Consider the following 12,551-nt stretch of genomic DNA (forward strand, 5'->3'; position numbering starts at 1 on the left):
TTCAATTTGGCATGGTTCGTTCAGGCGGCCTTAACCGCTGTACGAGCGAACTGTGCGTCGATCGCGGCAGCGGCGATTTTGCCGTCCTGCACCGCCTGCACCGTGAGGTCGATGCCGCCGGTAGCCGCGCAATCGCCGCCGGCCCACACGCCCACGAGCGAGGTCTGGCCATTCGCATCGACCGCGATGCGGCTGCCGTCCAACGTCAGCAATTCCCGTTCGATGCCGACCGGCACCAGCGTTTGACCGATCGCCTTGAGCACCATGTCCGCTTCGACGACAAAGCGCTCCTCGCCACCATCATTCAACGTGCGTGCGAATTCGACACCCGTGACCACGCCGCCTTCGCCGATCAAACGCAACGGCGTGGCGTGCGTGACGAGCGTGACGCCGCTGGTCCGCGCGAAATCGCGCTCGGCCCACGTCGCGCTCATCGATTCGACGCCGCGCCGGTACACCATCGTCACCGAGGTCGCGCCGAGCTTGCGGCTTTGCACGGCCGCATCCACCGCCGTATTGCCGCCGCCGATCACGACGACCCGCCGGCCCACCGGCACCGTGCCAAGGTCGCTCGCGCTGCGCACCTGTTCGATGAAGTCCACCGCATTCATCACGCCACCAAGGTCCTCGCCTTCCATCGCAAGTGCCCGCACGCCGGTGAGACCGATCGCGAGGAACACGGCATCATGCTGCTTGCGCAGTGTGTCGAGGTCGACATCGCGTCCAAGCGAGACGCCGTGTCTGATCTCGATGCCGCCAACCGAGCACAGCCACTCCACCTCACGCTGCGCAAAATCGTCGACGGTCTTGTAGGCGGCAATGCCGTACTCGTTCAGACCACCGGCCTTTTCGTGAGCGTCGAAGATCGTCACGTTATGGCCGGCCAGTGCAAGACGGTGCGCACAGGCGAGTCCCGCCGGACCCGCGCCGACCACCGCAACGTGTCGGCCGGTTTCGGCTGCGCGCTTGAAGAGCGCTTCACCGCGCGCCATTGCCCAATCGGTGGCATGACGTTGCAGTGCGCCGATCGCCACCGGCTTCGCATCCTGATGGTTACGCACGCAGGCGCCTTCGCAAAGAATCTCTGTCGGGCAGACACGTGAGCACATGCCGCCCAGCGGGTTGGCGGACAGAATGTCCACGGCCGCGCCCTTCAGATTGCCGTTGCTGATCTTGCGGATGAAACTGGGAATGTCGATCTGCGTCGGGCAGGCGTTCACGCACGGCGCGTCGTAACAGTAGTGGCAGCGGCTCGCCGCCGCGGCCGCGGCGCTGGCGTCGAGCAACGGTGCGATGTCGGAAAACTCGCACGAGAGCTGCTCGGGCGACAGGCGCTGAGCGGCAATGTCGCCGGTTTGCTTGATGGCCATACGCGTTCCTTCTTCGATGTGAGGACGTAGCCGGTCCCGCCGGCCGCGCGTCAGGCGCAACCGGGACGGCATGTTTTAATGGGCACTACGGTGAAGCGGGTCGAACGGGTGGTAAGGACCGCAACCGCCAAAGCGTTATGACATCGTCATGAAACCGGCTCGCATGCCCGCTCCAGCATGGCGTGCAGCAACACGTTGGCGCCGGCTTCGATCCATTCGAAGGTGGCGTCCTCGATCTCGTTGTGACTGATCCCGTCCACGCACGGCACGAACACCATCGAGGTCGGCGCGACTTGCGACAGATAACAGGCATCGTGTCCCGCACCGGAAACCATATTGCGATGCGGATAACCGAAGCGTTCCGCCGCGGCGCGCACGGACTTCACGCAGGCTTCGTCGAAAGCGACGGGCGCGTAATAAAAGATCTGCTCGAGTTCGGTTTCGAGCCCGATGCCGTTCGCGATGTCCGCCACGCCCTTGCGCAACGCGGCGTCCATTTTCGCGAGCACTGCATCGTCCGGATGACGGAAATCGACGGTGAAGAACACGCGGCCCGGAATCACATTGCGCGAGTTCGGATAGACCTGCATCATGCCGACCGTCGCGCAACCGAACGGCGCGTTGTCCAGACCGATGCGATTGACCAGATCGACCACGCGAGCGGCGCCGAGCAAGGCGTCGCGACGGCGCGGCATGGGCGTCGGACCCGCGTGCGCCTCCTGCCCCGTCAGCGTGATTTCGTACCAGCGCTGACCTTGCGCATCGGTCACCACGCCGATGGTTTTCTGTTCCGCTTCGAGAATCGGCCCTTGTTCGATATGCAGCTCAAAGGCGGCGTGCAGTGGCCGCCCACCGCACGGTACATCGCCCGCATAGCCGATGCGTTCGAGTTCCTCGCCAATGGTTTTGCCATCTACGTCCTTGCGCGACAGACCGTAGTCGAGCGTGAACACGCCGGCGAACACGCCCGATGCCACCATGGCCGGCGCGAAGCGCGAGCCTTCCTCGTTGGTCCAGATCACCACTTCGACCGGATGCTCCGTCTCGATACCGTGATCGTTCAGACTCCGAATCACTTCGAGACCGCCCAGCACGCCGTAGATGCCGTCGAAGCGCCCGCCGGTCGGCTGCGAGTCGGCGTGCGAGCCGGTCATGACCGGCAGCGCGGCGGGATTGCGCCCGGCTCGACGCATGAACACATTGCCCATCTGATCGACACTGACTGTGCAGCCGGCTTGCTTCGCCCAACTCACTATCAGGTCACGCCCTTCCTTGTCGAGGTCGGTGAGCGCGAGGCGACAGACGCCGCCTTTGGGTGTCGCGCCGATCTTCGCCATCGTCATCAGACTGTCCCACAACCGCTTGCCATCGACCTTGATCGAGGTGGTGGGCTCTGCGCCCTTCAGCGCTTCGGATACCGCGTTCATTCGTCTCGCTCCTTTCGGTGAACCGACGTAAAACTGGTGCATCGGCGGCGGATTTTGGGGCGCTGCCGCACGCGGGCGGTGCATACGCGATGGGTTCGATCGCCTCTTATAGAGAGGGCAAACCCTGGGGTATCGCCCGCTCTTCCAATCCTGTCCAGTTGGACAGGTTGTAGACGATTAAACTCGCCAAATCAACACCTTTCGTGCGGTGAGAAACATAGCGAGAAGCGTGCCATTGCATTGCAGCATGGGTTTGGGGCGGGTAGCGAATGCACGTGTGAGCGCCGCGCCAAACGACTAGAATGAAGCGCGACGCGGCACAGATGCCGCCGAAGGCGAACATGAGAGACGACGACGTGGCGGCCGACATCACGGAAAATGAAGAAACACGCGCGCCTTTGCGGCGGCGCAAGGCACACATTCGCGAATCGAATGAAGCGCATCTTCTCGCATGCGCGGAGGCGGTTTTTGCGGAGCGCGGACTCGACGGCACGAGCACTGCGATGATCGCTGAGCGTGCAGGCTTACCGAAAGCCAACTTGCACTACTACTTCCCAACCAAGCTCGCGCTTTACCGGCGCGTGCTGGAAGATCTGTTCGAAGACTGGTATCGCGCGGCCGACACGTTCGAATGCAGCGACGACCCGGTCGAGGCGATTGGCGGCTATGTTCGCGCGAAAATGGAATTGTCGCGCCGCCGCCCGCTCGGTTCCAAGGTGTGGGCGAGCGAGATCATTCACGGCGCGGAACACATGGAGGACATTCTCACGGAGCGTGTGAAGCCGTGGCTCGACAGCCGTGTGAAGGTGATCGACAACTGGATCGCGCGCGGGTTGCTGGCGCCGGTCAATGCGCAGACGTTGATGTACATGATCTGGGCGACGACCCAGCACTACGCCGACTTCGATGCCCAGATTCGGGCGCTCAAAGGCAAACGTGCGTTGACGCAGAAAGCGTTCGAGGCGACGACGGAGGAAGTCGTGCAGTTGGTGATTCGGGCATGTGGCGCGGTGTCGCCGGAGACGTCGGACTAGTCCGAGGGGCGCGCATAAAGAAACTTCTGTTTCCGTCGCTATAGCTATTCCGCTTTCCATTTTATAATTATGACTATAGACATATGACTATAGGTACGATTATGGCGGGCAATCTGGTGTCGAAATCCGAGTTCAAGGCTAAAGCACTCGAATTTTTCAGGCAGGTGGAAACAACGGGAGAAAGCATGATAGTGACGGACCATGGCAAACCCGCAGTCGAAGTTCGTCCCTACCGAGGGGTCGAACGCAGCCCCCTCGAGGTACTGCGCGGCACGGTTTTGCATTACGACAACCCCACGGCACCTATTGGAGAGGACGATTGGGAGGCCGCGCGGTGATCGTTCTGGACACCCATACTCTGATCTGGTGGGCCACCGGCGATTCGACTTTAAGCAAGAAGGCAAGAACGGCTATCACGCACGAACTGGCTGACGGAGAAATTGCAGTCTCGGCGATTTCTGCATGGGAGATTGCCATGCTGGTACAGACGGAGAGGCTCGTGCTCTCCATGGATGTAAGCAGTTGGCTCGCCACGGTTTCCGCGATCGAAGCGGTACGCTTTGTGCCGGTCGATGTTGAAATTGCAACGAAGTCGGTCGATCTTCCCGGCGAGTTTCACAAAGATCCCGCCGACCGGATGATTGTCGCCACGGCGCGCAAGTTTGCGGTCCCCCTTATCACGAAAGACGAGAAAATCCGCGCCTACCCTCATGTCAAGACTATCTGGTGACCTATCGCAAGACCAGAAAGTCAGTGCCGCTTAACGACCGGACAAAGTCCGGTCAGTAAGTCTCCAGATGCAACCGCCCCTCACGCTTGAGCTTCCCCCACAGCGCCTCCCAATCCAGCTGGTGCTGCTCGCCGATCTCCTTGAGCGCCTGCAATACACCATCTTCCATGCCCTTCAATCCGCACACGTAGATATGCGTGTTGTCATCTCTTAGCATTTGCGCCACATCGACCGCGCGCTCGCGCATGACGTCCTGAACGTACCGCTTCGGCTGGCCCGGCGTGCGCGAAAACGCCAGATTGGTATCGATGAAATCCTTCGGCAGATTCGTGAGCGGGCCGAAGTACGGCAACTCTTCTTTAGTCCGCGCGCCGAAGAACAGCATCAGCTTGCCGGTCGCGCCCTTCAAGCGGCGCCGGCGGCGATACTCGGTCATCGCGCGCATCGGCGCTGAACCCGTACCCGTGCAGATCATCAGCAGATGCGAGTTCGGATGGTTGGGCATCAGAAAGGTGCCGCCGAACGGGCCGATCACGCTGACCACGTCACCCTTCTTCAGATCGCACAGGTAGTTCGAACACACGCCGTCGGTCGAATCGCCGTGCTGCTGCGAAACGCGTTTGACCGTCAGCGAAATGTTGTTATAACCGGGCCGCTCGCCATCACGAGGGCTCGCAATCGAATACTGGCGCGCGTGATGTGTGCGGCCATCGGCGCTCGCGCCGGGCGGCAGAATGCCGATCGACTGGCCTTCCAGCACCGGAAACGGCATCGAGCCGAAATCGAGCACGATATGATGAATGTCGCTGTCGGTCGAACCATCGGTGAGCCGGTAATTGCCGACCACCGTCGCGGCAGTCGGCGCTTTGTGCGTGTAGAGATTCACATACGGCTTCGCGGCCGACCACGGCGGCACGACCGAACCGCGCACGCTGTCCACTTCGATGCCGCTCGCGTCCGCAGGCGTATCGCCGTATGCGCCCGCGCCCGGCGATTCGTCCGCAGCGGGCACGGCCATTGTGTTCTGTTCCGGCAGGACGTCCCATGTGAACTGCTCGTCGATCGGATAGGCGTCGGCCTTGAGCACCGTGCGCCAGTTGTCGATCGCGCCGGTCGGACACGGCGGCACGCATGCCATGCAGCCGTTGCAGATCTCCGCCTTGACCACGTAGTTGTTGTCGTCGTGCGTGATCGCATCGACCGGGCAAGTCTCTTCGCACGTATTGCAGCGAATGCAGATTTCCGGATCGATCAGATGCTGCCTGAGAACTTCGATCGATACTGGGCCGTTCATGACTTCCTCCACCAGGATGTGCGGCGCAAGCGTGCTACGCGCCGCTCGCGCGTTCAGTTAAAGCGCACGTATTCGAAATCGACCGGCTGACGGTTCACACCCATTGCAGGCGGCGCGATCCAGTTGGCGAACTTGCCGGCTTCCGTGACGCGCCCCATCAACGACGCGACGTAGGCGCGATCTTCCGGCGTGGCGAGCCATTTCGCCTCGTTGGCGGCCCATTCGGCTTCGCTGACCACGCGGCCATCGGGCGACACACGCGTGCCCGCGAACGTGCCGATCTGACGATTAAACGCTTTATGCGGCACTGTCATGCGGAAATCGATGCCGGCCTTTTCGAGCACCTTGTTCCAGCGCGCCACGCCCGCCACCGAATCCTTGATGTAGTCGTCGCGCAGCACTTCATTCATGGCGTTGAGCATCGGCACTTCACGCTCGACCAGTTTGCCGTCCTGCACGTCGAGCAGCTTGTAGCTCTGGCCGTTCAATTGATGATCGTCGTCGCGCTTGTTTTCTTCGTAGCGGCCTTTCAGGCCTGAGCTATAGAACGTGGCCGCGTTGGACGAGTGATCGGCGCCGAACAGATCGATCGTGACCGAGTAGTGGAAGTTCAGATAGCGCTGAATGGTCGGCAGATCGATCACACCGGCCGCGCGAATCTTCGCGACGTCGTCCGTGCCCAGTTCGTTCATGACCTTGGCGGTGCGCTGAATTACCCGCGAGACACCCGATTCGCCCACAAACATGTGATGCGCTTCTTCGGTCAGCATGAACTTCGTGGTGCGCGCGAGCGGATCAAAGCCCGACTCGGCGAGAGCCGACAACTGGAATTTGCCGTCGCGATCGGTGAAGTACGTGAACATGAAAAACGCGAGCCAGTCCGGCGTTTTCTCATTGAACGCGCCGAGAATGCGCGGGTTGTCTTCGTCGCCGGAGCGGCGGCCGAGCAATGCTTCGGCTTCCTCACGTCCGTCGCGGCCGAAGTAACGGTGCAGCAGGTACACCATCGCCCACAGGTGGCGCCCTTCTTCCACGTTGACCTGGAAGAGGTTGCGCAAGTCGTACATGGAAGGCGCGGTCAAGCCGAGGTGGCGCTGCTGCTCGACCGACGCGGGTTCCGTATCGCCTTGCGTCACGATAATGCGCCGCAGATTCGCGCGATGTTCGCCCGGCACGTCCTGCCACGCTGCTTCGCCCTTGTGTTCGCCGAAGTGAATCTTGCGGTCCTGCTCGCCGGGCGTCAGGAAAATGCCCCAGCGGTAGTCGGGCATCTTCACATGATCGAAATGCGCCCAGCCGCCTGCATCCACGCTCACTGCGGTGCGCAGATAGACGTCGTAGCCGTGCGAGCCTTCCGGACCCATGTCGCCCCACCACGCCAGAAAATTCGGCTGCCATTGTTCGAGCGCGCGCTGCAGCGCCCGGTCGTCGGCGAGGTTGACGTTGTTCGGAATCTTTTCGCTGTAGTTGATCGTTGACATGGTCGGTTCCTGGTTCGGAAACTTCAGTGACGATGAGAGGCGCGTATGGGAAAGTTGCCGGCTTCGATTGCGCTCGCCGCGTTGATGGCGTTCGATCGCGCATCAAGCACCTGACAAGGGCGCATCAACGCGTATCAACGCGCACCAAGCTGAATCAAGCGTGCATCAAACACGCGAGACGTCGAATTGCGCTTTGCTGCCCTTGCCGTACACCTTGAGCGCGCCCTTCTCGCCCACCGCGTTCGGCCGGTTGAAAATCCAGTTCTGCCACGCGGTGAGACGGCCGAAGATGCGCGTCTCCATCGTTTCCGGACCGTTAAAGCGCAGATTCGCTTCGAGCCCGGTCAATGCATCTGGTGACATGGCCGCGCGTTCTTCGAGCGCGATGCGGATTTCGTCGGCCCAATCGATGTCGTCGGGCGACGCCGTCACGAGACCGAGCCGTTCGGCTTCGACCGGCTTGATCGGCTGACCGATCAGGGAGCGCACGGCGTCGAGCGGCGCGGCTTCTTCATAGAAACGCCGGGCGAGACGCGATTGGTGCGTGACCATCGGATAGAGGCCGAAGTTGACTTCCGAAAGCGTGATGGCCGGCTCTTCGTCCTCATTGGCCGGCAACGCCGCCATATAAGTGCGGTCGGCGGCGAAGGCGAGTTCCGCGAAAGTGCCGGCAAAGCACGAACCCGGCTCGATCAGCGTGAACAGCGAACGCGACGAGACGTCGATGCGAGCCAACGTGCGGCGCAACAGGCCGATCGTCTCGCGAACGAACCAGTGGTCCTTGTGCTGCATGAGTGAAGCGTCCGCGGCGAGCAGATTGCGCGCGTCGCCTTCGGTCCTGAATACCCAAGTGCCGACCGCAAGCTCGTTGGTGCGCATGGACAGGATCGCGTCGTCGAGTTCACGGGCGAATTGCAGCGGCCACCAGTTCGCGCCGGCTGCGACAATGGCGTCGATATCCGACGGCGGTTCGATTTGCGGAGCCCTGGCCGTGAACGTTGCAATACGCTTCGCGCGATCGATCGTCACGTCGAGCGTTTTATACGTGAGGCCGTCATCGCGATCCGTGCGCTCTATACGTGTGAGCATCACGCCTTGTGCGTCCGTGGGACGATCGCTCTGCGCGGCAAGTTCGAGCGCACGCGCCTGGATCGCCTGATCGAACTGGTTCGGCTTCACGACTTCATCCACGAGTCGCCACGCTTTCGCGCGTTCGCCGCGCACGCCTTCAACCACCGTGCAGAAGATGTCGGCGCGATCGTGGCGCACGCGGCGCTTGTCCGTCACCCGCGTGAGGCCGCCGGTGCCCGGCAAGACGCCGAGCAGCGGCACTTCCGGCAACGACACTGAAGACGAGCGGTCATCCACCAGATAGATCTCGTCGCAGGCAAGCGCGAGTTCGTAGCCGCCACCCGCGCAGGCGCCGTTCACCGCCGCGAGAAACTTCAGACCGGAATAGCGCGAGGAATCTTCCAGACCATTGCGCGTTTCGTTGGTGAACTTGCAGAAGTTGACCTTCCAAGCATGGGTGGAGAGACCCAGCATGAAAATGTTGGCGCCCGAGCAGAACACGCGATCCTTCAGACTCGTCAGCACCACGGTTTTCACTTCCGGATGCTCGAAGCGGATGCGCTGTATTGCGTCGTGCAGTTCGATGTCGACGCCGAGGTCGTATGAATTCAGCTTGAGCTTGTAGCCGTCACGGATACCGCCGTCCTCGGCGATATCGATGCCGAGCGTCGCCACCGGACCATTGAAGCTCAGCTTCCAATGCTTGTACTGCGAGGGATCGGTGCGGTAGTCGACCGGCGCAACGGCGGTTTCTGCTGTGGACATGGGGCGTCTCCTGACTGGACGATGCAAATTTGTTTTTTGAACAATAGTGCACCGACAAACCCATGTAAAGCACTTTAGTGCATGTTTGCTAGTAAACCCTGACGCCGGAGCGCAGATCAACCCACCCGCACGTCATCCGGCGATTCGGCGGCAAGCCTTGCGGCGAGGCGGTCGCGCAGTTGCAGATAGGCGTCGGCCAGGGTTTTTTCGCTGGTGTCGAAGGTCATATCGGCGCGGCCATACAGTTCGCTGCGCCCCGCCAGGATGCGCTTCAGGTCGTCCATCGCCTCCTTGTTACCCGACATCGGCCGCAGGTCGCCTTGCGCGACGACCCGGCGCATGTGTTCCTCCGGCGCGGCCTGCAGCCACACCGTGTAGCAGTGCGACAGCAAGGTATTGAAGGTGCCCGATTCCGACACCAGCCCGCCCGGCGACGCAATCACCGCATGCTCGTGCTCCTGAATCACGGCCTCGAGCGCACGGTGCTCATAGCGCCGGTAAGCGGCCGCTCCGTACAGCGAATGAATCTCCGAAGGCGGGCAGCCCGCCAGTTGCTCGATCACCCGCGTGAGTTCGACGAACGGCACCTTGCGCTCCTGCGCCAGCATCCTTCCGAGCGTCGATTTGCCGGCGCCACGCAGGCCGATCAGGGCAATCCGGTCCTTGCGATGCGGGTCGCGCGGCGCCTGCGCGAACATCTCGGCAAGCGTCATGCGGGCGCGCTGCAACGCCGCCTGATCGCGCCCGTGCAGCAATTCGCGGATCAGCAGCCACTCGGCGGAGGCGGTGGTTTCGTCGCCGATCACCTCGGCCAGCGAGCAGTTCAAGGTGGTCGCGATCTGCCGCAGCACCAGCACGGACGCATTGCCCACACCTGATTCCAGATTCGCCAGGTGCCGCTCCGACAGGCCCGTTTCCGTCGCCAGCGTCTTGCGGGTCATGCCGCGGCGCGCGCGCAGGAGGCGCACGCGCTCGCCCATTGCCGTAAGAAACGGATCGCGCTCTTCGCGCTCGACGCCGCGCTCCGCCGGCGCGCCCGCGCGGCCCGCATCCTCGCCTGGGGAGTCGTCCAATGGCGCAGGAGAGTAATTCTGATTCATGTTTTGCTGCCCCTTAACTTCGACACATGTACTATAGTGCTTGACATGCAGGTGGTGAACGGTTAATTTTCGCCAAATATTGATTCAATAACAAACGCTGCCGAGAATTTCCGGCGGCGTCACGGAGAGTGCGCGACCATTCGCATGCATTAACGTGCGTGTGGCGGTCGAACGCGCCGACCTGGAGGCTCGCATGTCCCCACATGAATTCCAGCGCCTGATTGCGGGCGTCACGGAGCAACTCGCCGGCCGGCCGCTCGACGGCAGTCTGGCGGCGTGGCTGAACGACACCTATCCCGCTGAAGGCGGCACGTTCCGCGAGCTTGCCGAAGCCTGCCGCAGCGGCGTCGCCGAAGGCTGGCTGTGCAACCGCGAAGGCGGCGGCATTCGCTACGGCCGCATCTTCAAGGCGCTGCCCGAGACGCACGGCTTTTCCGTCGACGTGGTCGATATGAAGGATATCGCCGGCCCGCACCATGTTCACCCCAATGGCGAGATCGATCTGATCATGCCGCTGACCGCAGGCGCCACGTTCGACGGCCACCCGGCCGGCTGGTGCGTGTACGGCCCCGGCTCCGCGCATCGACCGACGGTGGCGAACGGCGAGGCGCTGGTGCTGTATCTGTTGCCGCAAGGCGCAATCGAATTCACTCCCGCTTGAGCGCCGCCATGACCGAACTATTGAAGAACCACGTGGGCGGCCAGTGGATCGCGGGCAGCGGCACAGGCGTCACGCTCACCGATCCGGTGACGGGCGATGCGCTCGTGCGCGTCTCGAGCGAGGGCCTCGATCTCGCCCACGCCTTCCGCTTTGCCCGCGATGAAGGCGGCGCGGCGTTGCGAGCGCTGACCTATGCGCAGCGCGCCGCCCGCCTCGCCGATATCGTCAAGCTGCTGCAAGCGAAACGCGACGACTATTACGCGATCGCCACCGCGAATTCGGGCACCACGCGCAACGACTCCGCGGTCGATATCGACGGCGGTATTTTCACGCTGTCGTATTACGCGAAACTCGGCGCAACGCTTGGCGAGGTGCATGCACTACGGGACGGCAACACCGACTCGCTGAGCAAGGATCGATCGTTCAGCGTGCAGCATGTGCTGACGCCGACACGCGGCGTCGCGCTGTTTATCAACGCCTTCAATTTTCCGTCGTGGGGCTTGTGGGAAAAAGCAGCGCCGGCCCTGCTCTCGGGCGTGCCCGTCATCGTCAAGCCCGCCACGGCCACCGCCTGGCTCACCCAACGCATGGTCGCCGACGTGGTCGACGCGGGCATTCTGCCGCCCGGCGCGCTCTCCGTGATCTGCGGCGGCTCGGCGGGCCTGCTCGATCAGATTCAGCCTTTCGACGTGGTGTCGTTCACGGGCTCCGCGGACACGGCCGCCACGTTGCGCGCACATCCGGCATTCGTACAGGGCGGCGCACGCCTGAACGTCGAAGCCGACAGTCTGAACAGCGCGATTCTGTGCGCCGACGCCACGCCCGAGACGCCCGCCTTCGATCTGTTCATCAAGGAAGTCGTGCGGGAAATGACGGTGAAATCCGGGCAAAAATGCACGGCCATCCGCCGCGCTTTCGTACCGGAGGCTGTACTTGAAGCCGTGCTCGAGGCACTGAAGGCGAAGCTCGCGAAGATCACCGTCGGCAATCCGCGCAACGACGCCGTGCGCATGGGTTCGCTCGTGAGCCGCGAGCAATACGAGAACGTACTGGCCGGTATCGCGGCGCTGCGTGAAGAAGCGGTGCTCGCTTTCGACGGCTCCGCTGTGCCGCTCATCGACGCGGACGCAACCATCGCGGCTTGCGTCGCGCCGCATCTGTTCGTCGTCAACGATCCTGATAACGCGACGCTCCTGCACGACCTCGAAGTATTCGGACCGGTCGCGAGCGTGGCGCCTTATCGCGTTTCCGCCGCTGGACATGCGCTGCCCGAAGCGCACGCAGTCACCCTCGCGCGACGCGGTCTCGGATCCCTCGTCGCATCGATCTATTCGAACGACGAAGCGCATCTCGGCCGCCTCGCGCTGGAACTCGCGGATTCGCACGGTCGTGTGCATGCCATTTCGCCCTCCGTGCAGCAGAGTCAAACCGGTCACGGCAACGTGATGCCGATGTCGCTGCACGGCGGACCGGGCCGCGCGGGCGGCGGCGAAGAACTCGGTGGCTTGCGCGCATTCGCTTTCTATCACCGGCGCTCGGCCATCCAGGCCGCGAGCGTGGCAATCGAGGCGCTCACACAGACGACGCATTTACCCTCGGCCTGACGGCGCACGACCGC

The 12,551-nt window shown here is 62.6% G+C and carries 11 protein-coding genes; 5 read left to right on the plus strand and 6 right to left on the minus strand.

Annotation, left to right across the window (positions count from 1 at the left end):
* Positions 1 to 20 precede the first annotated feature (20 nt).
* Both P0D70_RS11855 and P0D70_RS11860 read right to left on the minus strand, forming a co-directional pair.
* Positions 21 to 1,370 carry an NAD(P)-dependent oxidoreductase gene (locus tag P0D70_RS11855; protein ID WP_408184613.1) on the minus strand — a complete coding sequence of 450 codons (1,350 nt, stop codon included), beginning with the start codon at positions 1,368 to 1,370 and terminating at the stop codon, positions 21 to 23.
* A 146-nt stretch (positions 1,371 to 1,516) separates the two neighbouring features.
* A complete protein-coding gene (locus tag P0D70_RS11860) occupies positions 1,517 to 2,797 on the minus strand; it encodes a Zn-dependent hydrolase (protein WP_408184614.1) in 1,281 nt (426 codons plus the stop codon).
* Between the two features lie 302 nt (positions 2,798 to 3,099).
* Here P0D70_RS11860 and P0D70_RS11865 point away from each other — a divergent pair, with 302 nt between their 5' ends.
* The 3 genes from P0D70_RS11865 to P0D70_RS11875 all read left to right on the plus strand — a co-directional run bounded on the left by P0D70_RS11865 (position 3,100) and on the right by P0D70_RS11875 (position 4,561).
* A complete protein-coding gene (locus P0D70_RS11865) occupies positions 3,100 to 3,831 on the plus strand; it encodes a TetR/AcrR family transcriptional regulator (protein WP_408184615.1) in 732 nt (243 codons plus the stop codon).
* Positions 3,832 to 3,932: 101 nt separating this feature from the next.
* A complete protein-coding gene (locus P0D70_RS11870) occupies positions 3,933 to 4,169 on the plus strand; it encodes a type II toxin-antitoxin system Phd/YefM family antitoxin (RefSeq protein ID WP_408184616.1) in 237 nt (78 codons plus the stop codon).
* Positions 4,166 to 4,561, plus strand: a complete 396-nt coding sequence (locus P0D70_RS11875; protein WP_408184617.1) for a type II toxin-antitoxin system VapC family toxin — start codon at positions 4,166 to 4,168, stop codon at positions 4,559 to 4,561. Before P0D70_RS11870 ends, P0D70_RS11875 begins: the two co-directional genes overlap by 4 nt.
* Positions 4,562 to 4,613: 52 nt before the next feature.
* Here the strand turns inward: P0D70_RS11875 and boxA are convergent, their stop codons facing one another.
* The 4 genes from boxA to P0D70_RS11895 form a co-directional block, all read right to left on the minus strand.
* A complete protein-coding gene (boxA, locus tag P0D70_RS11880) occupies positions 4,614 to 5,855 on the minus strand; it encodes a benzoyl-CoA 2,3-epoxidase subunit BoxA (protein WP_408184618.1) in 1,242 nt (413 codons plus the stop codon).
* 53 nt (positions 5,856 to 5,908) lie between these two features.
* A complete protein-coding gene (gene boxB / locus P0D70_RS11885) occupies positions 5,909 to 7,336 on the minus strand; it encodes a benzoyl-CoA 2,3-epoxidase subunit BoxB (protein ID WP_091792759.1) in 1,428 nt (475 codons plus the stop codon).
* A gap of 165 nt (positions 7,337 to 7,501) precedes the next feature.
* Entirely contained in the window at positions 7,502 to 9,172 is a 1,671-nt protein-coding gene (gene boxC, locus P0D70_RS11890; protein WP_408184619.1) for a 2,3-epoxybenzoyl-CoA dihydrolase, read from the minus strand.
* Positions 9,173 to 9,288: 116 nt separating this feature from the next.
* Positions 9,289 to 10,272: a helix-turn-helix transcriptional regulator gene (locus P0D70_RS11895; protein WP_408184620.1), complete on the minus strand. Its 984-nt coding sequence runs from the start codon at positions 10,270 to 10,272 to the stop codon at positions 9,289 to 9,291.
* Positions 10,273 to 10,465: 193 nt separating this feature from the next.
* Between P0D70_RS11895 and P0D70_RS11900 the strand changes: the two genes are divergently transcribed.
* A complete protein-coding gene (locus P0D70_RS11900) occupies positions 10,466 to 10,933 on the plus strand; it encodes a DUF4863 family protein (protein WP_091800245.1) in 468 nt (155 codons plus the stop codon).
* An 8-nt stretch (positions 10,934 to 10,941) separates the two neighbouring features.
* Positions 10,942 to 12,537 (plus strand): 3,4-dehydroadipyl-CoA semialdehyde dehydrogenase, encoded by a 1,596-nt coding sequence (locus P0D70_RS11905; RefSeq protein ID WP_408184621.1) that lies wholly within the window; start codon positions 10,942 to 10,944, stop codon positions 12,535 to 12,537.
* Positions 12,538 to 12,551 lie beyond the last annotated feature (14 nt).

This window comes from Paraburkholderia sp. RL17-381-BIF-C (genome assembly GCF_046026435.1).
Classification (GTDB): Bacteria; Pseudomonadota; Gammaproteobacteria; order Burkholderiales; family Burkholderiaceae; genus Paraburkholderia.